Genomic DNA, 23,102 nt, shown 5'->3' on the forward strand with positions numbered 1-23,102 from the left:
TCGGCTCCGGCCTCTGCACGTGCCGGGTGCAACCCGGCCAACACCCTCCCGGTGCTACGCTGTGGCCACCGACAACCACGGAGGCGGGATGGGGGCGATCGTGTTGTTGCCGCTGTGCGTGGACGATGCGGCGCTGGACCGGTGTCTGGCCGCACTTGATGCCGGTACGGCACCGGGTACCGCGGTCTGGTTGGCCGACGATGCCCAGACCGGACCACGCGCTCAGGCGGTCGTCGAGCACTGGCTGGCGAACACGCCACTGCAGGCCGAGTACACCCGCCGCGCCCGGCCGCTGGGCGAGGTGGCCCATCTGGATGAAATGCTGCGTGCCTGCGAGGGGCTCGATGTGGCCGTGCTGGCACCGGACAGCGTACCGGCGCCGGGATGGCTGCAGCAGCTGCAGGACGCCTTCGCCCGCGATGCGGCCATTGCCACCGCCACGCCCTGGTGCAATGCAGGCGAGACCGCGGCCTGGCCCCGGCTGGGCGAGATCAATGCCGAGCCCACCGATACTGCGCTGCTGGCGCAGACCTGCGCCGCACTGCCGACCCTGCACCCGGAGCTGCCATCGGCGGTCACGCATGCGGTACTGGTGCGCGGCAATGCACGTCGCCGTGCCGGCGGACTGGACGTGGAAAGCTACGCCGGCTGGAACGCTGCGCTGGTCGATCTGAGCCTGCGCATGGCGGGCCTGGGCTGGCGCAACGTGCTGTGCGAGAACGCGTTCGTCAGCCGCGCCGGCGAAGCGGTCAGCCGCGATGGCGATCTGGAGGCGTTGGCCGCGCGGTGGCCTGGCTGGGTGCCACGCCTGGCCGACTTCCTGATGCACGATCCGCTGCTCGAACTGCGCGCGGACCTGCAGCAGCGGATGCGGCAGGCGATAATGCCGCGCGAACAGGGCGATCTGTTCGTCCCGTCCGCGTCGGAGCCAACCGCTTGAATGCCGCCATTGCCGCCATCGTCGTTACCTACCAGAGCGGCAGCACCATCGATGCCTGCCTGTCGCGGCTGCGCCAGTCGCAGGATGTGGCGGAAATCCGGGTGATCGACAACGGTTCGGTGGATGGCACGCTGGATATCGTGCAGCGGCACGCCAGCCACGACCCGCGCGTGCGCTTCATCGGCAACCCGGACAATCCGGGCTTCGCCGCCGCCAACAACCAGGGCGCGGCCGATTCGCACAGCCCGTGGCTGGCGTTCATCAACCCGGACCTGATGGTCGAGCCGGAAACCCTGGCCAGGCTGCGCGATCGCGCACACGTGCTCGGTGACTGTCTGCTCGGGGTCGAGCAGGTGGATGAGCACGGCCATGCCGATGAGGCGGTGCGCCGCCGTGATCCGGATTTCCTGGCCATGCTGCGCTCGCCGGGCAGCGGCTCGAAACTGGCTATTCCGCGCGATCCGGCAAAGACGCTGCAGCCGGTGCCGGCGCTGTCCGGCGCGCTGCTGCTGATGCCGCGGACGCTGTTTGATCGTCTCGGTGGCTGGGACGCCGGTTACCGGTTGCACGCCGAGGACCTGGACCTGTGCCGGCGCGCGCGTGAGGCGGGCGCGGTGGTGGCGATCGCCAACGACCTGCAGGTCACCCATGTCCGCGGCGTGTCCAGCCGTTCGCGGCCCTTCTTCGTCGAGTGGCACAAGCACCGCGGATTGTGGCGTTACTTCCGCAGGTTCGAGGCGCCACAGCGCTCGTTGCTGGTGCAGGTGGCGGTCTGGGGGGCGATCTGGGCACACGCGCTGCTGCTGGTGCCGAGACTGCTGCGCAGATCCCTGTAGTGTCGAGCGTGTCCGGCGGCGGCGCGCATGGGCGGGCCCCCCGGTTCACCCCGCCGGGCGCATAATCCGCCTCATGCCTATCATCCAGTCCCTGCTCGACACCGATCTGTACAAGTTCACCATGATGCAGGCGGTGCTGCACCAGCATCCCGGCGCCCAGGTGCAGTACCGGTTCAAATGCCGCACGCCCGGCATCGACCTGGCCCGCTTCATCGACCAGATCGATGAAGAGATCGACCACCTGTGCAGCCTGCGCTTCAGCGACGCCGAGCTGGATTACATGCGTGGCCTGCGCTTCGTGAAGCCCGATTTCGCCGATTTCCTCGGCCTGTTCCACCTGGACCGCAAGTACATCCAGCTGCGTGCCTCGACCCGGGTGCCCGGCGAGATCGAACTGGACATCACCGGGCCCTGGCTGCATACGATCCTGTTTGAAGTGCCGCTGCTGGCCATCATCAACGAAGTCTGGTTCCGCAACACCACCACGCCCGACTTCGCCGAGGGCGAGCGCCGCCTGCAGGCCAAGGCCGCGCTGCTGCGCGACACCCCCGGCTTCGAGCAATGCCGCATCGCCGACTATGGCAGCCGCCGTCGCTACTCGCGCGACTGGCATGCGCGCCTGCTGCCGCTGCTGCGCGATGCGCTCGGCCCGCAGCTGGTCGGCACCAGCAACGTGCATTTCGCCCGGCTGTACGGCATGACCCCGCACGGCACGATGGCGCACGAGTACCTGCAGGCATTCCAGGCGCTGGGGCCGCGGCTGCGCGATTCGCAGGTGGCGGCATTGGAGTCATGGGCACGCGAGTACCGCGGTGACCTGGGCATCGCGCTGTCCGACGTGGTCGGCCTGGACGCCTTCCTGCGCGACTTCGACATGTATTTCTGCAAGCTGTTCGACGGCGTGCGCCATGACTCGGGCGATCCGTTCGACTGGGGCGACCGCATGCTGGCGCATTTCCAGCAGCGCCGGGTCGATCCGCGCAGCAAGGTGCTGGTGTTCAGCGATGGGCTCGACATCGCCAAGGTGATGCGCCTGTACGACTATTTCCGCGGTCGCTGCCAGGTGGCCTTCGGCGTCGGCACCCACCTGACCAACGATCTAGGCCCGACGCCATTGAACATCGTCATCAAGATGGTCCGCTGCAACGGCCAGCCGGTGGCCAAGCTCAGCGATTCGCCGGGCAAGAGCATGTGCGACGACCCCGGCTACCTGGCCTACCTGCGCCAGGTCTTTGAACTGCCGGACCCGGCTTAAAGGTAGTCGACCACCACCAGGTAGGCGCCCCGCAGCGGTTGCTGCTGCGGCGCTTCCACGCGGTAGCGCTCGGAGAAGGCGATGTCGCCGACGCGCATGGCGCTGGCCGACACGGCCAGCTGCTGGCCATGGCGCTTGCCATCGCGCAGCGTCGCGGCCTGGCTGTCGCCCACCGCGGTCACCGCCACCGTCGAGCCCTTGGCTGACGGCGGGCAGGCCGCCAGGCTCAGCTCGCCCTGGGACAGGGCCGTCGTGCAACCCGGCTCGGCGATGCGGCCGCTGAACCGGATGCTGCCACTGCTGGCCTGGGCCAGCGCACTGACGGACATCAGGGCCACGCACAGCAGAAGGGAAGTCCTCATGACACGTTCTCTGGTTCGGTGTGTCCTAGTTAGCGACAGCTCCGGACGGCCTTTAATAGGCAAAATCCGAATCTGCTAGGGCCATCACCAACAAAGAGTGATGCGCATCAAATAAGGCGCTGGCCGGCTGAAAACAGCCTCTTTCAGGCGCGCCCGCCACCGGGGTCGAAGACGTCATCTGCTGTCGTTCCCCCACTTTTGCTGGCCCGCGCCAATTCCCCATCGGCCGCCAAGCCAAAAGTGCCTATCACGTCACATTTGTGGCGTCAATAAACCATCGTTCAGAAAAATAATGGGACTTTCATCACAGTTCTGCATATACTTGCGTCACGGATTCAGGGGCAGGTATGTCCGAATCCGGCCACAGGTGAGACGCAAGGATGGGTCTTGAAGCCCGGCAGTGCTCCTTGCTTCCTCCTCTACTTCCATCTCTTCAGTAGGGTTAGGTAAAAGCAATGCACAAGATCAACATCATCGCGGCTCTCATGCTGGCCGCTGCTCCGCTGGCCGCCAACGCTGCCGACGGCACCATCACCTTCAATGGCAAGGTGACCGACAAGACCTGCACCATCTCGACCCCGGGCGGCAAGGACTTCGCCGTTACCCTGCCGACCGTGTCCAAGAACACCCTGGCCACCGCCGGTGCCGTCGCGGGCCGTACCCCGTTCGCCATCAACCTGACCAAGTGCAGCGCCGGCAACGTCGCCACCTACTTCGAGCCGGGTTCGACCGTTGACTTCAACAGCGGCCGCCTGATCAACCAGGCTTCGGCCAACGCTGCCGGCAACGTGCAGCTGCAGCTGCTGGGCTCGAACAACCAGTTCCTGCCGGTGAAGGCCGCAGGCACCGGTCTGGCCCAGGACAACTCGCAGTGGGTGACCGTTGCCACCGACGGCACCGCCAACCTGAACTACTACGCCGAGTACTACGCCACTGCCGCCGCCACCCCGGGCGACGTCACCAGCAGCGTCAAGTACACGATCATCTACAACTGATCATCGCCGTACCCGCACTGGCCGGCGTACGCGCCGGCCAGCGCTCCGCGGCCCCTGGCCACACACCTCGAGCGTAGTACTTCCGATGAAAGCTCTCTTTCCCCGGGCGCTGCTGCTGGCAGCGTCGACGCTGCTCTTCTGCCAGGAAGCCATGGCAGGCGTGGTGGTCAATGGCACGCGTGTGATCTATCCGGCGCAGTCGCGCGAAGTCACCGTGCAGGTCGACAACGTGGGCGACTCGCCCGCGCTGGTGCAGGCCTGGATCGACAGTGGCGACGCCAACCAGACGGCCGACACCAGTGATGCCCCGTTCGTGCTGACGCCGCCGATCAGCCGCGTCGAGCCGGGCCGCAGCCAGGCGCTGCGCCTGATCTTCTCCGGCGCGCAGCTGCCGACCGATCGCGAGTCGGTGTTCTGGCTGAACGTGCTGGACGTGCCGCCGTCGCCGGACAACGCCGAGAACGGTGAGCAGAACTACCTGCAGGTCGCGTTCCGTTCGCGCCTGAAGCTTTTCTATCGGCCGCAGGGCCTGAAGGGCGTCGCCAACGACGCACCGGCAGCCCTGCGCTGGACCCGCAGCGGTGACCGCCTGCGGGTGGAGAACCCGAGCCCCTTCCACGTGACCCTGGCCGAAGTGCATGCCGTGACCGGCAGCAGCGAAAAGGCGGTCGAGGACAAGGGAACGATGGTCGCACCGAAGCAGAACCTGGAGTTCGCCGCACCGGCGGGCACCACCGAGGTGCGCTTCATCACCATCAACGATTACGGCGGTCGGGTGGAGCACAAGGTCCGCCTCGACAGCACCGGGGGCTGAACGCGCCGCGCTGGCCAGGGCCTGCGCATCCCGCCACCGCCGCCGTGCGGCGAATTGAAGGAATGTCAGTGTGATCGGAAACAGATTGACATTGTCGATCCATCAGGCGCTTTGCCTGTTGGCTGCCGGCGTGGCCTGCCCAGGATGGGCGCTGGCTGCCCCGGCCAATCTCGGCGAACAGGCGCTGATGGCGCAGACTGGGGCGGCGACCGCGCGTGCGCCGGAGTCGGCGCAGTTCAACTCCAGCTTCCTCTCCGGCCAGGCCAAGCAGGTCGATCTGGCGGCCTTCAGCAACGGCAATCCGATGGTCGCCGGCACCTATCGCGTGGACGTCTACGTCAATGGCGCCTGGCAGGGCCGCCGCGACGTGCAGTTCAAGGCGGATGCACAGGGGCGCGTCGATGCCTGCCTGGCGCTGCCGATGCTCGAGGAAATGGGCGTGGACAGCGAGGCGGTGCTGCTGCAGCAGGATCCGTCGGTGCCGACCGATACCTCCACGTGCGTGCCGGTGCAGCAGCGCATGGCCAATGCCTATGGCGTCTATGACAGCGGCAACCTGCGTTACGACCTGAGCATCCCGCAGGTGTTCCTGCGCCGCGAAGCGCGTGGCTACGTCAACCCCGCGCTGTGGGACCGCGGCATCAACGCCGGCTTCGTCGGCTACAGCTTCAATGCCATCGACAGCGACAGCCGCGTCGAAGGCGGACAGCGCAACCGCAGCGCCTATCTGGGCCTGAATGCCGGCCTGAACCTGGGTGGCTGGCAGTTCCGCCACGATTCCAACCTGACCTGGACCGAGGGCGACGGCCGCCACTGGCAGAGCATCGCCACCTACGCCCAGCGCGGCATCCCGAAGATCCGCGGCATGCTCACTGTAGGCGAGGCCTACACCACCGGCGAACTGTTCGAGTCGATCGGATACCGGGGTGCCAGCCTGGCCAGTGACGACCGCATGCTGCCCGATTCGCTGCGCGGCTACGCGCCGGTGGTGCGCGGCATCGCCGAGACCAATGCGCGGGTGGAAGTCCGGCAGAACCAGCAGCTGATCTATTCCTCCACCGTATCGCCGGGCAGCTTCGTCATCGACGATCTGTACCCGACCGGTTACGGCGGTGACCTGGAAGTGAGCGTGATCGAGGCCGATGGCCGCCGCCGCGAGTTCAAGGTGCCGTTCGGTTCGGTGCCGCAGATGCTGCGCGAAGGCGTCTCCCGCTACTCGGTGACCGCCGGCCAGGTCCGCAACGAGCTGCTGCGCGATGAACCCTGGCTGGCGCAGGGTACCTACCAGCGCGGCATCGGCAACCAGCTGACCCTGTACGGCGGCAGCGCGCTGAGCGAAGGCTACGTTTCACTGCTGTACGGCATTGGCCTGTCCACCCGGATCGGTGCGTTCGCGGCCGATGTCACCCATGCCCGCACGTCGTTCAACCACTACGGCGACCACACCGGCGCCAGCGTGCGCCTGAGCTACAGCAACATGATCGGCGAAACCGGGACCAACCTGACCCTGGCCGCCTATCGTTATTCGACCGAAGGCTACTACAGCCTGCAGGACGCCCTGTACGGACGCGACGCGGATGATCGCGGCATCGACCCGACCACCCGTGGCCGCCAGCGCAGCCAGTTCCAGCTGACCTTGAACCAGCCGCTGGGACGCCGTGCCGGTGCGCTGTACGTCACCGGTTCGGTGCGTGACTTCTACGACCGTTCCGGCACCTCCAAGCAGTACCAGGTGGGCTACAACAACGCCTGGCGCTCGGTGAACTACGGTTTCTCGGCACTGCGCACCGAAGAAGGCATCCTCGGCCGGGCCGACACCCAGTACCTGTTCTCGATGAGCGTTCCGCTGGGCCGCGGGACCCATCCGGTGTCGTTCAGCGCCGACCTGGGCGCGCGTGACCGTGGTGGCTACGACAACAGCCGCGTGGGCATCACCGGTTCGGCCGGCGTCGACAACAACTTCAGCTACGGCGTGGCCCTGTCCGATTCCCGCGAGGGCAACACCACCGCGGTCGGCAACGCCGAGTACCGCAGCCGCTACACCGCGTTGAACGCGACCTACAGCCATTCCAGCGATTTCCGCCAGGCATCGGTGGGCGCCAACGGCAGCGTGGTCATGCATCCGGGCGGCGTCACCTTCACTCCGCAGCGTGGCGATACCATGGTGCTGGTCGAGGCGCCGGGCGCGCGCGACGCGCAGGTGACCAACGCACCGGGCCTGCGCATCGATGGTCGCGGCTACGCCGTGGTGCCGTACGTATCGCCGTACCGCCTGAACACCGTGACCCTGGATCCGCAGGGCATGGCGCATGACGTCGAGCTGGAAAGCAGCAGCCAGTCGGTTGCACCGTTTGCCGGTGCCATCAGCTACCTGCGCTTCGATACCCGCAAGGGCAACGCGCTGCTGATCCAGGTGCGCAATCCCGATGGCCGCACCCTGCCGTTCGGCGCACAGGTCAAGGACGAGCAGGGCCAGCCGGTGGGCATGGTCAGCCAGGGTGGCCGCCTGTATGTGCGCAGCGAGCAGGATCACGGCCGACTGCAGGTGGAGTGGGGCGCCGGCGCCGACCAGCGCTGCACCGTCGACTACCAGGTTCCGGCGGGCGCCGATGCGTCCAAGACCGGCTTCATCCCGCTGGAGGCAGCATGCCGATGATTCATTCCCGTGGCCGCAAGGCGCTGGCCGCACTGGCCGTGCTCACGGGCGCCCTCGTGGCGGCGCCTGCGTTTGCCAGTTGCTACATCACCCAGTCCGGGTTCCAACCCCAAGACGTGACCATGGACATGGGCCAGATCGTGATTCTTCCCAGCACCCCGGTCGGCGGCGTGATCAAGGAACTCATTGTCAACATCAATCAACGCAACAGCGTCGCTTACTGCGATAGCCGGGGCGGCAACGCCAGCGGTCGCTTCGTCAATGCGGCACAGCAGACGCCGGTACCAGGATTCAGCAACGTATACGCAACCGACGTGGCAGGTGTTGGCATTCGCGTCTATCGCGATTCCGGTGATATCCAGACCTACTATCCTCACACGCTGATCCTGCGAAGCAATACCAACCTCTCGTTGAGCGGAGGCCGCTTCCGTGTCGAACTGATCAAGACAGCAGCTCAGACAGGATCGGGCGTTATCGCGCCGAATGGACGTTTCACCACCTATTACTACGATGGCGATGGTGCCAGCCGGCCGGTGCTGACCTCCACCTTCAAAGGATCGGGCACGACCGTGGTCAGCCCGACCTGCGAGGTGGACGCCGGCAGCCGCAACATCGCGGTGGATTTCGGCAGTGTCCCCAACACCTCGTTCACCGGCGTCGGTTCGCGCGCGGTCAACCGTGACTTCGACATCCGCCTGAACTGCCAGGGCAGCAATATTGCTGCCTACCAGAGCAAGATCGGCATCCGCCTGGATGCCGACCAGGACAGCTCCAACATGCCGGGCGTGCTGAAGCTCAGCGCGGCTGCCAACAGCGCGACCCGCATCGGCATCCAGATGGTCCAGCGCGATGGCACCACCGAGCGCGAAGTGCGCTTCGGCCAGGCGATCAATGTCGGCACCACCATACCGGGCACCAGCACCATGACCCTGCCGCTGCGCGCCCGCTATGTACAGACCCAGGCCGGTACCGTCGGTGCCGGTGTCGCGAACGGACAGGCGACTTTCACCATCCAGTACGAGTAGCGGCCAACGGCCGTTCCACCGCTGCGCTGCACCCCAACGTTGCCTGTTCCGCAGGCGACGTTGACTGCGTCTTGATCCCGGAAATACCAAGATCGGAGCTGCCATGAACGTATCGCAGCACGAGTGTGATGCGCGTCATGAAATTCGAGTCACCCAACACAGCACCTCCGCTGCCGCAGCGTCGGCTCGGCTGAGGTCCGCTGAAAGGACCCGGCATGACAGCGCCCCATCTTGCCATCGCCGGATTGCCGCCCGAGTTCGTCGAGATGCACGGCGGTGGGCTGTACTGGGTCGTCGCGGCCGGAAGCGCGCCGGCCGACCTGGTTGGCGCAGGTGTGCTGGGTTCGGCCAGCGACGTGCAGGACGCCGTGCTGGCGACGCTGGGGCGCGGCGCCGATGCGATGCTGGCCGAGCTGCCGCCGGGGGAGGGGCCGGCGCGGTTGCGTCTGTTCCGTTCCTCGGCCGCTGCCATGCAGCGGACCCTGCGCGGTCTGGCGGTTGATCTTCCCCGCGCGGCCACCGCCGCGACCCGCCTGTGCATGGTGCAGTTTCCGCTGGCGGCGCTGGAAGGCTGGAGCGATGCCCGGCTGGCGGCATGGAACCGGCAGCTGCAAGCCTGGGCGGAGCAGGCCGGCACGGTGCTGCTGCTGCTTTGCCACGGTGAAGTGGCCACCCTGGCGCCGCGCCTGCTGGCCTTGAACCGGACCTGTTCCGGCGTCGCCCAGCTGCATCCGCACCGCGGTGCGCTGCAGCTGCTGCTGCATTACTGGGCCAACGCCCATGGCGTGGTGGCCCGCCGTGCCTTCGCGATCGAAGCGGCAGAAGGCGGGTTGCGCCGCGTGCCAGAAGAGGCGGACAGCGTGCTCTCTGCGGTCGAGGCCAGCGGCGGCGATCGTGATCTGTACCTGGCCGAGGCCGACGTGCTGGAAGGCGCTCCGCCGCTGTCGCCCGCCTGGCGGCTCCACGATGGCTGGGCGGACCTGCTGCCTTCGGCGCTGCAGGCGCGCGAGGCCACCGTGGTGCTGGCGATCCGCAGCAACGACCAGGTGGACACACTGGCACGCCTGCTGCATCGGCTGCGCCGCGAGCGCGGCGACCTGCTGAAGCTGGTGGTGCGCGAGGTGCAACCGTGCCTGCGCTACGCCGACGAGCGCCTGCTGCTGCAGTGCGGCGGCAACATGGTGGTGCCGGCGGCGACTCCGCTGCCGCGGCTGCTGACGCTGCTGGAGACGGTGCAGCGGCAGCGTTGGCAGGGGCAGCTGGCGGCCGACCCCGAACCGTTGATCCGTGCCCACCGGCCACCGGCGGTGAATGGAATCGTGGCGGCCGACCGCTTCCGGCAGATCGTCGGCGAACGCATCGATCAGGACGGCAGCGCGGTGGAAAGCGCCGTGCTGGCACTGCAGCCGGTGGCCGGGCTGCGCGCGGAACAGACCCTGCAGCAGTTGAACATCCGCAGGCAGGGGGATGTGGCCTGCGTGTACCGCGGCCAGGTCCGCCTGTTCCTGTTCGGCTGCCGCCGCGATGCGGTCGAACAGGCGCTCTCCAACCTGTACCGGCTGCCCTGGCGCGAGCTGTTCGATGGCTACCAGCGCCTGGCCGAGTACGACATCGCAGCGATGAATGCCCGCGGCAGCGACTCCGAATCCGAGACGCTGCCCGCCCCTGCCGTTCCGTTGCCGCAACCCGCGGCCCCGGTCAACGAGGTCGCATTCAACGCCCCCATCCCGTTCCGGTTGGGAGATTCCGCATGACCACCGACCAGCAGCTGTGGACGCTGATCGCGGCCTGTGCGCTGGTGATGATTCCGTTCGGCGTGATGCTGGGCGCGCTGTGGCGCGCGGTGCGTCGCCGCGCAGCGTCATGGCTGCCCCCACGGCACCTGCGGCGTACGGGCGTGCGGGTGCGCGATGCGCGGAGGCCGCAATGAGCGCAGAGCCGACGCCCGCATCGCCGTTCGTCTGGTCGGACCTGCGCGGCTGGAACCTGTACTTCCTGTCCAAAGTGGTGTTGGCCTGGATGGGCGCGCTGGACCTCAAGGTCCTGCCCAACCTGTTGTTCCTGGCCGCCCTGCTGGTGCCACTGCCGTGGCGATGGGCACGCATCACACGCACGGTCGTCGCCGTGCCGGTGGCCGTGGTGCTCTACTACCAGGACACCTGGTGGCCGCCCTTCCAGCGTCTTCTCGCACAGCCGGGCGTGCTCGATTTCTCCGCCGACTACTGGCTGGAGCTGGCGCAGCGCTTCATCAACTGGCAGATGGTCGCGGTGCTGGTGCTGCTGGTGGTTGCCTACCTGCTGCTGAAACCGTGGCTGCGCATCACGACGCTGAGCGTGCTGGGCATGCTGGGCATGGCGGTGGTGGCACTGCCATTGCCGGCGGGCCTGAACTGGGGAACGTCGCAGGCCACCGCAGCGACCGGCGGTGCTGACGCCGCTGCCGGCGCTGCCGGTGCACTTGCGCCGGCCAGCAACGAGACACTCAATGCCTGGCTGGCGGCCTTCTACCAGCAGCAGTCGGGCCTGAAGACGGTGTTCCCGGCGCCGGCCAGCGCTGCGCCGTTCGACGTCATCATCCTCAACATCTGTTCGCTGGCATGGAGTGATCTGGACGAAGTCGGCATGCGCCAGAACACGCTGCTGGACCACATGGACCTGATCTTCGACGATTTCAACTCGGCCACCGCCTACAGCGGACCGGCGGCGATCCGCCTGCTGCGCGCCAGCTGCGGACAGACCTCGCACACCGCATTGTTCGACCCGGTGCCAGCCGAATGCCAGTTGTTCTCCAACCTGCAGCGCCTGGGTTTCCAGAGCGAGCTGGCGATGAACCACGATGGGCACTTCGACAACTTCATCGGCGAACTGAGCCAGTACGGTGGGTTGCAGGCACGGCCGATGGACATCAGCGCGTTTCCCCGGGCGCTGGTCGCGTTCGACAAGTCGCCGCTGCGCCGCGATGGTGACGTGCTGAACGCCTGGTGGAAGCAGCGCCAGGCCGAACAGGCGCAGCAGGTCGCGCTGTTCTACAACACGATCTCCCTGCACGACGGCAACCGCATCGTCGGCGCCGACGGTCGTGCCAACGCGGCGGACTACAAGGCCCGCGCGCAGATGGTGCTGGGTGACATGGCAGGCTTCGTCGAAGCGGTGGAGCGCAGTGGCCGTCGCGCCATGATCGTCGTGGTGCCCGAGCATGGCGCGGCGCTGCATGGCGACCGCATGCAGATTCCCGGCATGCGGGAGATTCCCAGCCCCTCGATCACCCATGTGCCGGTCGGCATCAAGCTGGTCGGGATGGGCACGCCGGCCAGCGGAGGGCCGCGTCATGTGCCCGAGCCCAGCAGCTATCTGGCCCTCTCCGAACTGGTGTCGCGGGTGTATGCGCTGAACGCGCAGTCGCCGTCGGGAGCGCGCGACTGGGACAGCCTGCTGCAGGGGCTGCCACGTACGCCCTCGGTGTCGGAGAACGAAGGCGCCAAGGTCATCGATTACGGTGGCAAGCCCTGGCTGCAGCTGCAGGGAAGCAAGGCCTGGAACCCGTACCCGGAGGACAAACGCTGATGGCCGACATCCTGGCCGTTGCCAGTACGCTTTCGGTGGAGGAGGACGACATCGATCTGCTGCGTCGCAGCCTGGGCATGCCCGGGTTGCCCTACGTGGACTTCTCGGCGCAGAACGAACGTGCCCGGGCACTGGCACGCTGGCCGTTGCTGGCCGAGCTGGAGCGGCAGCCATGAGCGTACTGCTGTCCCTGCAGGGCGTGCACGGCGGCACAGGCGTCACCACGGTGCTGGCCGCACTGGGACAGGCGCTGCATGCGCAGGGCCAGCGCGTGCTGCTGGTCGAGTGCAGTCCGGATCAGATGCTGGGCCTGCATGTCGGGTTGGCCGCACGGGAGGCTGATGGCTGGGCGCGGGCAATGCTGGACAGCCGCGACTGGCGAGATGCGGCCTTCGCCTGCGCGCCGGGCCTGGCGGTGCTGCCGTACGGCCGTGTCAGCGCGGCCGAAGCCCTGCAGATCGAGCAGGCGCTGAGTCTGGCACCCGACACCTGGAATGATCGCGTGCCAGTGCTGTCGGCGCAGTTCGACTGGCTGCTGTTCGACCTGCCGCAGCGGCTGCCGGCACACGCGGCGGCGGTCAACCGATATGCGCGCTGTACGCTGCCGTTGCGCCTGGCGTGCGTCGATCCGGCAAGCCACGTCTTCCTGCAGCGGCAGCACGACGATCCGCGCCGTCTGCTGGCCAACCGGTATGACCCGGCGGTTCCGGTGCAGCGTGATCTGATGCAGCTTTGGCTGCATGCGCACGCGTCGATGCTGGTGCCTCAGCCTCTGCACGAAGATGCGCGGGTGCCGGCCGCGTTGGCCAGCAAGCAGCCGCTGGGCCAGCATGCGGCCGATGCGCTGGCGGCTGCCGACGTCGCCGGCCTGGCATTGTGGTGCCTGGCCGAGGCGGCGCGGCGGCAGGATCGGGAGAGCGGGCGATGAAGGGCGCACGCATCCACTATCTGCACTGGAACCGGCTGCGTGAGCGCGTGTACGCCGCATGGCCACTGTGCGCGCTGCTGTGGTCGCTGCAGGCCCTGGGCTGGGCGCTGTTGAGGCTGGAAGGACCTGCGTGGCAGGCGCTGGCGCCGCGGCTGCGGCGTGCGTTCCCGCAGTTGCAGGGTGATCGCCGCTGGCGCCCCGGAGATCCACTGCGGCTGCTGATCCAGGCCGCATGGCTGTCGCTGGTGCGGCTGGTTCCGCATACCTCGCTGCGCCGCCAGCGCCTGGCCCAGGCCCGGCGCCAGCGCATCGCCGAGCTGCGCGGAGCGGCAGGACGCGGTCGCCTGCGCTACCTGCGGGCGATGCGTGATGCACCTGCCGATGTCGGCAACAGTCGCCTCGCGGCGTGGCTCGCACAGCGCCTGGAGCGCCTGCCACCGCGCGCGCGGCAGGCGCTGACCGCCGTCACCGGCTTGGCCACGCTGGGTCTGGCCGCGCTGTGCATCACCCAGCCCTTCAGCTACCTGGCGCAGTTCGTGTTCGTGCTGCTGCTTTGGGTCATCGCGCTGCTGGTACGGCGCATGCCCGGCCGCTATGCGACGCTGGTACTGGTGGTGCTGTCGATCACCGTGTCCTGCCGCTATCTCTGGTGGCGCTATACCGCCACCCTGAACTGGAGCAGCACCTTCGACCTGGTCTGCGGTCTGGTGCTGCTGGTGGCCGAGACGTATTCCTGGCTGGTGCTGATGCTGGGCTACGTACAGGTTGCCTGGCCGCTGCGACGGCGTCCGGCGCCCTTGCCGGCGGACATCCGGCAGTGGCCCACGGTGGATGTGCTGATTCCCACCTACAACGAAGACCTGTCACTGGTGCGGCATACCGTCCATGCCGCCATGGGGCTGGACTGGCCGGCCGACAGACTTCGCATCCACCTTCTCGATGACGGCAAGCGCGAGGCGTTCCGTGCCTTCGCCGAGCAGACCGGCGTCAACTACATCACCCGCAGCGACAACCGGCACGCCAAGGCCGGCAACCTCAACCACGCCCTGCCCCTGGTCGACGGTGAGCTGGTGGCGATCTTCGACAGCGATCACTTGCCGGTGCGCTCGTTCCTGCAGATCACCTGTGGTTGGTTCCTGCGCGATCCGAAGCTGGCGCTGGTGCAGACGCCGCACCATTTCTTCTCGGCCGATCCCTTCGAGCGCAACCTGCAGGTGTTCCGCAGTGATCCCAACGAGGGCGAGCTGTTCTACGGGCTGGTGCAGGACGGCAACGACCTGTGGAATGCCGCATTCTTCTGTGGTTCCTGCGCGGTGCTGCGGCGTGAGGCCATCGATGCCATCGGCGGCTTCGCCACCGAGACCGTCACCGAGGATGCGCATACCGCCCTGCGCCTGCATCGCCAGGGATGGAACTCGGCCTACCTTCGCATTCCGCAGGCGGCCGGCCTGGCCACCGACAGCCTGGGCGCGCACGTCAACCAGCGCATCCGCTGGGCACGCGGCATGGTGCAGATCTTCCGCATCGACAATCCGCTGCTTGGCAAGGGCCTGAGCCTGTTCCAGCGCTTCTGCTACGCCAACGCGATGCTGCACTTTCTCGCGGGCATCCCGCGGCTGGTGTTCCTCACCGCGCCGCTGGCCTTCCTCCTGCTGCATGTCTACATCATCTACGCCCCCGCGCTGGCGATCCTGCTGTTTGTCGTTCCACACATGGCCCACGCCAGCCTGACCAACGCGCGCATCCAGGGCCGGTACCGCCGCCCGTTCTGGGGTGAGGTCTATGAAACCGTGCTGGCCTGGTACATCGCGCGGCCGACCACCGTGGCCCTGTTCAGTCCCGGCCGTGGCAAGTTCAATGTCACCGACAAGGGCGGCACGCAGGCGGGTGACCGCTTCGACTGGCGGGTGGCGCGCCCCTACCTGGTACTGGCGCTGCTGAACGTGCTGGGGCTGTGCTTCGCCGTGTGGCGTTTCATCGAGGGGCCTGCCGATGAGCGCGGCACGGTGGTCGTGAGTTCGTTGTGGGTGCTGTACAACCTGCTGATCATCGGCGGCGCGCTGGCGGTGGCGGCGGAGGTACAGCAGGTGCGGCGCACCCACCGGGTCACCACGCGCCTGCCGATGGCGCTGCAGATACCCGATGGGCGTCGACTGCGGGGCGTGCTGCAGGACTATTCCAACGATGGCGTCGGCCTGGAGTTGGGACTGGATCCGCAACTGGCCGAAGGCACGCGCGTACACCTGCTGCTCGGGCGTGGCCGGCGCGAGTTCGCCTTCCCGGCGCGGGTACAGCGCAGCGTCGGCCATCGCCTCGGCCTGCTGCTGCAGTTCGACAACGAGCGCCAGCGCGTGGAGTTCGCCCAATGCACATTCGCCCGCGCCGATGCGTGGCTGGACTGGCATGCCGGTTACCAGCCCAAGAGCCTGCCACGCAGCCTGTGGAGCGTGCTGGTGCTGGGCTGGAAAGGCTATCGGCGAATGGGCGACTTCACGCCGTTCGATCTCGACCGCCCGGTGCACTGGAGCGGTCGCCTGCTGCGCTGGCTGGCCAGTTTCGCACCACAACGTCCGCTTCCCTCCCACCCGGCTGACCCAGCCGCTGACCCAGGGCTTCGTCCATGAGCATCCCGACCTCTCTGCGCTGGCTGCTGCTGCCGTTGCTGGTACTGCCAGTGGTGTCCGGCAATGGCGCTCCAGCACCCGTGCCGGCGCCTGCCACCGGTTCAACGCCGGATGCCCCGGCCGCGCAGGTTGCGGTACCGACCCCGACCACAGCGGCATCGGTGCCCGCGCCGCGCGGCGAACCGGCCTTGCCCGATACCTGGGCCGGCAGCGCTTGGCCCTGGCAACGGCACAGCACCTTGGCACAGCTTGGCCGCCGCCAGGACACGCTGCTGTCCGGCGTCCGCAACAGCACCACGTTCGAATTCCAGGTGCGCCGCGATCGCCTCGCGCGCGAAGCGGAACTGGATCTGAGCTTCACACCCTCGCCGTCGCTGTTGCCGACGCTGTCGCACCTGCGGGTCTATCTGAACGACGCGATGATGGGCGTGGTACCGATCAGCAACGACCAGCTGGGACGCCCCGTGCAGGCCAAGCTGCCGCTGGATGCGCGCCTGATCGCTGATTTCAACCAGGTCCGCCTGGAATTCGTCGGCCATTACACCGACATCTGCGAAGAACCCACGCACAGCTCGCTGTGGGTCAACCTCTCCAGCAACAGCACGTTGAGGCTGGGCGGCCAGCCGCTGGACATGCAGGATGATCTGGCCAATTTCCCGCTGCCCTTCTTCGATCCGCGCGACACCGCGCGGCTGGAACTGCCGGTGGTGTTTGCAGCGGCGCCCACGCTGGCGCAGCAGCGGGCTGCGGCGGTCATGGCGTCCTATTTCGGCAGCCTGGCGGGATGGTGGCGGCAGGCCCGTTTTCCGGTGAGCTTCGGCACCCTGCCCGAGCAGGGCCACGCGGTGGTGCTGGCGGTGAATGGCCGCTTCCCGCCGGTGATCGCCAACCACGCGCCTGTGCAGGGGCCGGTGATCGAGCTGATGGCCCTGCCCGAGGATCCGCAGCGCAAGCTGCTGCTGGTGCTGGGCCGCAACGACGATGACCTGCAGAAGGCCGTTTCGGCGATGGCGGCCGGCAATGTCCTGTTCCGCGGCCGCCAGGTCGCGATCGACGAAATGAAGCCCTTGGCGCCACGCAGGCCGTACGACGCGCCGAACTGGGTGCGTACCGATCGCGCGGTGCGCCTGGCCGAGCTGCTGGACTATCCGCAGCAGCTGCATGCCAACGGGGTATCGCCGCAGCCGATCACGGTCAATCTCAACCTGCCACCGGACCTGTTCATCTGGCGCAACCAGGGCATTCCACTGAACCTGCGTTACCGCTACACGCCGCCGTTTGGCAGTGATGAGTCGCGGCTGGGCGTGGCGATCAACGACCAGTTCATTTCAAGCTTCCCGCTGGTGCGTCGCACCGGCAAGCAGGGTGTGGCGGAAATCCGCCTGCCTGTGCTCGCTGGCGATGCCGGCGCCGACGATGGCCGCCTGTTGATTCCGGCGCTGAAGCTGGGTGACCGCAACCAGCTGCGGTTCGACTTCAACTTTGCCAGCGTGATGGGCAGTGCCCAGCGCGACCACTGCCAGACCGTGCTGCCGCCCAACCTGCAGGCGGCCATCGAGGAGGATTCGACCATCGACTTCTCCGGCTTCCATCACTACATGGGTCTGCCGGACCTGTCCGCGTTCGCGCTCAGCGGCTTCCCGTTCACACGCATGGCGGACCTGTCTGAAACCGTGGTGCTGGTGCCGCCGTCCGCCAGCGAGGCCCAGGTCAGCCTGCTGCTCAACCTGATCGGAGGCCTGGGCGTGCAGAGTGGGTACCCGGCCTACGGGTTGCGCCTGTCCGCAGACTGGAAACAGGCCAGTGCGCTGGATGCGGACCTGCTGGTCCTGGGCGCATTGCCGGATGAGCTGCGCGGCAGCCAGCAGCTGTCACTGCTGATCGACGACCAACGCACGCGCCTGCTCAATGGCCAGTGGTCATCGCCGGAGCTGGCGGTGCAGCAGGCCCGTCGCGGCAGCCGCGCGGGCGATCCTGCGGTCACCCGCGTGGCGGTCACCGCACAGGCGCCCTTCGCGGCCATCGTCGGCCTGCAGTCGCCCCGCCATGCACAGCGCAGCATCGTCTCGCTGGCGGCCAGCCATCCGGCCGACTATCAGCTGCTCGATGATGCACTCAGCGACACCGGCAAGCGCGAAGCCATTGCGGGATCGGTGGCGATCCTGCGCAGTTCCGGCATCAACAGCCAGTTCGTGGGCGAACACTACTACGTGGGCGCGCTGCCGTGGTGGCTGCTGCTGTGGTACCACCTGGCCGATCATCCGGCATTGCTGGCCGTGCTGGCCACGCTGGTGGTGCTGATGGTCGCCTTCCTGCTCTGGCGTGCACTGCGCTGGGTCGCCGCGCGGCGCCTGGATGCGGGCAAGGAATGAGCCGGACCTCGCCGCCGCTGCTGATGGCGTCCCGGCTGGTGCTGCTGGGTCTGGCCGGGACCGGCGCATGCACGGCACAGGCGCTGCCGCAAATGCCCGGCGGCACTGCGGCCGAGCAGCGGCAGTGGTTGTTGCAGCAGGTACGCATCGGCGAGGCGACCGGGCGCCAGAGCCTGATCGAAGATGCGTTGGCCCGGCTGCGCATGCTGGCACCGGATGATCGTGGCACCCTGCTGGCGATCCTGGAGGTGCAGCTGTCGCAGCAGAAGGTGGAGGATGCGACCGCGACACTGCAACGATTGCGGCAGGTCGGTGCGGGCAGTCGCGAACTCGCTGCGGGTGATCGCCTCTGGCAGGCCTACCAGGGCGATCTGCAGCAGGAGCTGCAGCAGGCACGCCTGTTCGCAGCCGGTGGCCGCAGTGCCGATGCGCTGGCGATCTACCGCCGCCTGTTCAATGACGCGCCTCCGGGGTTGCAGCTGGGGCTGGAGTACTGGCGTCTGCGTGGCGCGCAGGCGGATGGCCGCGCGCTGGCGATCCGGGAGCTGACCGCATTGGACCAGGCGTATCCAGGCAACACCGGGCTGCTGCAGACGCTGTCGCAGCTGCTGTTCGCGGCCGGTCGCGACGATGAAGCGCTCGACGCGCTGCGGCGCATGGGCCGCAACCCCGACGCCCGCGGGCTGGCTGCCGATGCCGAGTGGGCGTACCTGCAGGACCAGCCCGCCGATGAGCGCGGCGTGCGTCGCCTGCAGGCGTTCATCACCCGCAATCCCACCTTCAATGACATCGCCCTGGTGCGCGAGCGCTATGCCGAGCAGCACAGGCAGGTCAGTGATCCGGCCTGGCGGGCGGGTCTGCGTGGCCAGCAACTGCTTGAACGCGGGCGCGATGCCGAGGCCGAACGTGCCTTCCAGCAGGCGTTGCGGGCCTATCCGCGCGAAGCCGCCTTCCTGGGCGGATTGGGCATGGCGCAGATGCGACAGGGCCGTCGCGCGTCGGCGATCGGCCTGTTCGAACGCGCGATCCAGGCCACGCCCGTCGGCGAGAGCAGCGACAAATGGCGCGACCTCATTGCCAGTACGCGCTACTGGCTGCTGCTGGACCAGGCCGATGCCGCACTCGGTGCCGGTCGGTTGGACGAGGCGGATGCGTTGTACGCGCAGGCGCGGCGGCAGCAGCCACGCGAGGTCAACGCACGGCTGGGGCAGGTGGATGTTGCCGTGGCCCGTGGCGACGACGCCTCGGCCGAACGCCAGCTGCAGGCCGCGAGGCGGATGGCGCCGAACGATGCCAACGTGATCCGCAGGTTGGTGCAGCTGTATGGGAGGACCGATCCGCAGCGTCTGGAGACCTTCATCGATGCGTTGCCGGCCGCGCAGCGCCGGTTGTACGCCGAGGATCTGCGTCAGCTGCGGATCAGTCGCCTGCGCGAACGACGTGAGCAGGCCCTGGCGGCCGGCGATGCGGAGGCCGCCCTTGCGCTCGGGCATGAGCTGCGCGTGGAGCTGCCCGCCGATGCGTGGCTCGCCCGTGCCCTGGCCGTTGAGCTGCAGGCCGCGGGTCGGCCTGCCGAGGCCGATGCGGTGGTCGCGGACATGGTGGCGCGCAATGACAGCGCTGAAGCACGCTACGCGCAGGCGTTGTATCTGTCCGGCACCGATCGCCTGCCGCAGGCACTGGCAGTGCTGGACGCGGTGCCGCTGGCGGAATGGGATGACGATATCCGCGCACTGTCCGCACGGCTGCGCCGGCAGCAGCTCATCGATCATCTCTGGTCGCTGCGTGCGCAGGGACGCGAGCCGGAAGCCATCGCTCTGCTGCAACAGCAACCGGCCAGTGCCGAGAACAACCTGCTGCTGGCCGACTGGGCGCGCCTGCGCGGCGACCACCCGCAGGCCCTGCAGTATTACCAGCGGGTACTTGCGGAGCAGCCGGACAACGTCGATGCACAGCTTGGCCAGGTGCAGGCCTGGATCGGTGCCGGCGATCTGGACAACGCGCGGCGGCAGATGCGGCTGTCGCCCCCGGTGGTCGCCGAAGATGCGCTCGGCCAGCAGCGCCAGCTGGCCGGCATCTGGACCGACCTGCACGAGGACGCCAAGGCATTGGCGATCTTGCGCGCGCTGCTGGCCCGCAGGGACGGTCCGGATCCACAGTCCTGGCGCGACGCAGCGCGACTGGTGCGCCGCGAGGATCCGCAGCAGGCGCTGGACATGTACGCGCAGGCGATGGCCGACAACGGCCTGCTGGCCGCAACGCAGGCACAGCCGCGCGACAACCGTGCGCTGACCCTGGCCAGCCGCGAGACCGCGGGGGACGACTGGCTGCGGCGCAGCCTGCGCAGCGACGTGGAAACGCTGTACCAGCAGGAAAATCCCACGCTGACGGTGATGCAGGATACCGGTCGTCGCAGCGACGGAACGCCCGGCATTTCCCGCCTCGGGCGCGACACCCGCATCGCGCATCTGGATGCGCCGTTTGCAGGCGGGCTCGGCTGGGCGCGCATCGAACAGGTGCACTTCGACGCAGGGCGGTTCCGCACCGGCGCCGACGGCACTTACGACGAGGATTTCGGCAGCTGCGACCTGTCGCTGCTGCGTGCCGACGGCTCCCGGCTGCAGGCCCCGGGATGTACCCGCTTCGTGCATCAGCGGCGCAGTTCCGGCGCAGGGTTCGCGGCCGGCTGGCGCACGCTGGACGATCGCTGGAATGTCGACCTTGGCCATACGCCGTCCCACTATGTGATCGGCAACTGGCTGGGAGGCATCACCGCCAATGGCGATCTGGGCCGTCTCGGCTGGGGGGCGACGCTGTCGCGGCGGCCGATGACCAACTCCCTGCTGTCACAGGCCGGTGCCTACGATCCTCGCAGCGGCATTGCCTGGGGTGGGGTGACCGCCAATGGCATCACCTTCAGCCTGGGCTTCGATGAGGGCGGACGTAATGGTGTCTGGTCGAACTGGAGCTGGCACCGGTTGACCGGTCACAACGTCGCGGACAACACGCGTGCGCGTGCGATGGTCGGCTGGTACCACAAGCTGATCCAGCGTACGGACATGCGCCTGGACGTCGGCACCACGGCCATGTACTGGCGTTACCAGAAGGATCTGGGCGGCTACTCCCTGGGCCAGGGCGGCTACTACAGCCCGCAGCGCTATGCCTCGTTGAGCCTGCCGGCCAGCTTTGCCTGGCGCAACGATCTGTGGTCGCTGCGGGTGGATGGGTCGGTCAGTGTGTCCAGCGCGCGCACGGCGTCGATCAGCCGCTTCCCGGACCAGGCGCTGATCGAGCGCGTGGTGGCACAGCTGGAGCCGCAGTACGGTGCTCTCGCGCTGGACGAGGCCGGCCTGTACACCGGCGACAGCCGCAGCACCGGCACCGGCTATCGGCTCTACGCGGCCGTGGAGCGGCGGCTGGGCGATCACATCGTCCTGGGCGCGGCGGGAACCCTGCAGCGCAGCCGTGACTTCTCGCCGAACACATTCCAGCTCTATCTGCGCTATACCTTCAAGCCCTGGCAGGGCAACCTGCCGCTGCCCGTGTCGCCGCTGGTGCCCTATGGCGAGTTCCGCTGACCCGCAACGCCGCCGACTGCTGCAGGCGACGGCCGCCTTGCCGTTGCTGGCCATGGGCGCAGGGCGTGCGCTCGCAGCGCCGCGCTGGCCGGCCTGGCAGGTGCTGCTGGACAGCAGCCTCAGCAACGACGGACGCATGATCGATCGCAGCCAGGACGACCAGCGCAGTACGTCGGAAGGGCAGTCGTATGCGTTGTTCTTCGCGCTGGTCGACAACGATCAGGCGCTGTTTGATCGCGTTCTGGGCTGGACCCAGGACAACCTGGCCGGGGGCGATATGCGGCAGCGGTTGCCGGCCTGGCTGTGGGGCCGCGATGACAAGGGCGGCTGGCGCGTACTGGACGACAATCCGGCGTCCGATTCCGATCTGTGGCTGGCCTACGCCCTGCTCGAAGCGGGGCGGCTCTGGCACCGTCCTGCGTTGCAGGCCATCGCCGGGGGCATGCTGGGGCAGGTGCGGGAAAGGGAAGTCGTGCAGCTGCCCGGTCTCGGCCCGATGCTGCTGCCGGGACCGCAGGGATTCATCGAAGGCGATGCGACCCGGGTCAATCCCAGCTATCTGCCGCTGCCGCTGCTGCGGCGCTTTGCCGCGGCCGATCGCAGTGGGCCCTGGGCGGAACTGGCGGACAACGCGACCACGCTGCTGGAGCAGACCAGCCCGCATGGCTATGCACCGGACTGGGCGGCGTGGCAGCAGGGACGCTTCGTGGTCGATCCGGTGAACGGAGCGGTGGGCGGCTACGACGCGATCCGCTGCTACACGTGGGCAGGCATGACGGCCCCGCGCGATCCGTTGTTCCGGCGGCAGCTGGCGGCGTTGTCCGGTCCGCTGCAGCGCCTGCGCAGCGGTGCGGCACTCTGGGAAAAGGTCGATACCCGCAGCGGGCAGGGGCAGGGCGAAGGCAACTATGGTTTCCGCGCGGCTGTACTGCCCTGTGTGCTGGCACAGCGCGAGCAGGGGCTGGCGAAGTCGCTGCTGGCCAGCCTGCCCAGCCCGGAACAGCAGCGTGCCGAGGCACCGGCCTACTATTCGCAGATGCTGGCCCTGTTCGGCCGGGGCTGGGCCGAGGGCCGCTGGCGTTTCGGCGTGGATGGCCAGCTGCGACCGGCATGGCGATGAGTACACCAGCAGCCCGCCGTGACAGCGGGCCCC

General features: G+C 68.0%; 17 protein-coding genes. 16 read left to right on the plus strand and 1 reads right to left on the minus strand.

Features of this window, described 5'->3' with window-relative positions; translation table 11 throughout:
- Positions 1-88: 88 nt before the first annotated feature.
- The 3 genes from ACZK08_RS02725 to pncB all read left to right on the plus strand — a co-directional run bounded on the left by ACZK08_RS02725 (position 89) and on the right by pncB (position 3,031).
- A complete protein-coding gene (locus tag ACZK08_RS02725; protein ID WP_065182822.1) occupies positions 89-940 on the plus strand; it encodes a glycosyltransferase family 2 protein in 852 nt (283 codons plus the stop codon).
- Positions 937-1,776, plus strand: coding sequence for a glycosyltransferase family 2 protein (locus ACZK08_RS02730; RefSeq protein WP_065182821.1), 840 nt, complete (start codon positions 937-939; stop codon positions 1,774-1,776). Before ACZK08_RS02725 ends, ACZK08_RS02730 begins: the two co-directional genes overlap by 4 nt.
- Positions 1,777-1,849: 73 nt before the next feature.
- Complete coding sequence (pncB, locus tag ACZK08_RS02735; RefSeq protein WP_053518866.1) at positions 1,850-3,031, plus strand: nicotinate phosphoribosyltransferase; 1,182 nt, start codon at positions 1,850-1,852, stop codon at positions 3,029-3,031.
- Here pncB and ACZK08_RS02740 read toward each other — a convergent pair.
- Positions 3,028-3,393, minus strand: coding sequence for a hypothetical protein (locus ACZK08_RS02740; RefSeq protein ID WP_053518868.1), 366 nt, complete (start codon positions 3,391-3,393; stop codon positions 3,028-3,030). The two genes, pncB and ACZK08_RS02740, sit on opposite strands and share 4 nt — an antisense overlap.
- Before the next feature lie 455 nt (positions 3,394-3,848).
- Between ACZK08_RS02740 and ACZK08_RS02745 the strand changes: the two genes are divergently transcribed.
- The 13 genes from ACZK08_RS02745 (at position 3,849) to bcsZ (ending at position 23,069) form a co-directional block, all read left to right on the plus strand.
- Positions 3,849-4,388, plus strand: a complete 540-nt coding sequence (locus ACZK08_RS02745; protein WP_053518870.1) for a fimbrial protein — start codon at positions 3,849-3,851, stop codon at positions 4,386-4,388.
- Between the two features lie 85 nt (positions 4,389-4,473).
- Positions 4,474-5,202 carry a fimbrial biogenesis chaperone gene (locus tag ACZK08_RS02750; RefSeq protein WP_053518872.1) on the plus strand — a complete coding sequence of 243 codons (729 nt, stop codon included), beginning with the start codon at positions 4,474-4,476 and terminating at the stop codon, positions 5,200-5,202.
- A 91-nt stretch (positions 5,203-5,293) separates the two neighbouring features.
- Positions 5,294-7,858, plus strand: coding sequence for a fimbria/pilus outer membrane usher protein (locus ACZK08_RS02755; protein ID WP_065175834.1), 2,565 nt, complete (start codon positions 5,294-5,296; stop codon positions 7,856-7,858).
- Positions 7,849-8,883, plus strand: a complete 1,035-nt coding sequence (locus ACZK08_RS02760; protein ID WP_065182820.1) for a fimbrial protein — start codon at positions 7,849-7,851, stop codon at positions 8,881-8,883. Before ACZK08_RS02755 ends, ACZK08_RS02760 begins: the two co-directional genes overlap by 10 nt.
- A 215-nt stretch (positions 8,884-9,098) precedes the next feature.
- Positions 9,099-10,637 (plus strand): BcsE family c-di-GMP-binding protein, encoded by a 1,539-nt coding sequence (locus ACZK08_RS02765; protein ID WP_065182819.1) that lies wholly within the window; start codon positions 9,099-9,101, stop codon positions 10,635-10,637.
- Entirely contained in the window at positions 10,634-10,813 is a 180-nt protein-coding gene (bcsF, locus tag ACZK08_RS02770; RefSeq protein WP_053518880.1) for a cellulose biosynthesis protein BcsF, read from the plus strand. The genes ACZK08_RS02765 and bcsF overlap by 4 nt, the downstream gene beginning before the upstream one ends.
- Positions 10,810-12,447: a cellulose biosynthesis protein BcsG gene (gene bcsG, locus ACZK08_RS02775; protein ID WP_065182818.1), complete on the plus strand. Its 1,638-nt coding sequence runs from the start codon at positions 10,810-10,812 to the stop codon at positions 12,445-12,447. Before bcsF ends, bcsG begins: the two co-directional genes overlap by 4 nt.
- On the plus strand, positions 12,447-12,623 hold the full coding sequence (bcsR, locus tag ACZK08_RS02780; protein WP_080375313.1) for a cellulose biosynthesis protein BcsR: 177 nt from the start codon (positions 12,447-12,449) through the stop codon (positions 12,621-12,623). Before bcsG ends, bcsR begins: the two co-directional genes overlap by 1 nt.
- The gene (gene bcsQ, locus ACZK08_RS02785; protein WP_065182817.1) at positions 12,620-13,375 is read left to right on the plus strand and encodes a cellulose biosynthesis protein BcsQ; all 756 of its coding nucleotides are present in this window, start codon (positions 12,620-12,622) and stop codon (positions 13,373-13,375) included. Before bcsR ends, bcsQ begins: the two co-directional genes overlap by 4 nt.
- Entirely contained in the window at positions 13,372-15,999 is a 2,628-nt protein-coding gene (gene bcsA, locus ACZK08_RS02790) for a UDP-forming cellulose synthase catalytic subunit (RefSeq protein WP_065182816.1), read from the plus strand. Before bcsQ ends, bcsA begins: the two co-directional genes overlap by 4 nt.
- Positions 15,996-18,371, plus strand: coding sequence for a cellulose biosynthesis cyclic di-GMP-binding regulatory protein BcsB (gene bcsB, locus ACZK08_RS02795; RefSeq protein ID WP_081284449.1), 2,376 nt, complete (start codon positions 15,996-15,998; stop codon positions 18,369-18,371). Before bcsA ends, bcsB begins: the two co-directional genes overlap by 4 nt.
- On the plus strand, positions 18,368-21,949 hold the full coding sequence (gene bcsC, locus ACZK08_RS02800; RefSeq protein WP_065182815.1) for a cellulose synthase complex outer membrane protein BcsC: 3,582 nt from the start codon (positions 18,368-18,370) through the stop codon (positions 21,947-21,949). Before bcsB ends, bcsC begins: the two co-directional genes overlap by 4 nt.
- Positions 21,933-23,069 (plus strand): cellulose synthase complex periplasmic endoglucanase BcsZ, encoded by a 1,137-nt coding sequence (gene bcsZ / locus ACZK08_RS02805; RefSeq protein ID WP_065182814.1) that lies wholly within the window; start codon positions 21,933-21,935, stop codon positions 23,067-23,069. The genes bcsC and bcsZ overlap by 17 nt, the downstream gene beginning before the upstream one ends.
- The last annotated feature ends 33 nt before the right edge of the window (positions 23,070-23,102 follow it).

The sequence above is a fragment of the Stenotrophomonas sp. 112478_Sma genome (genome assembly GCF_056479905.1).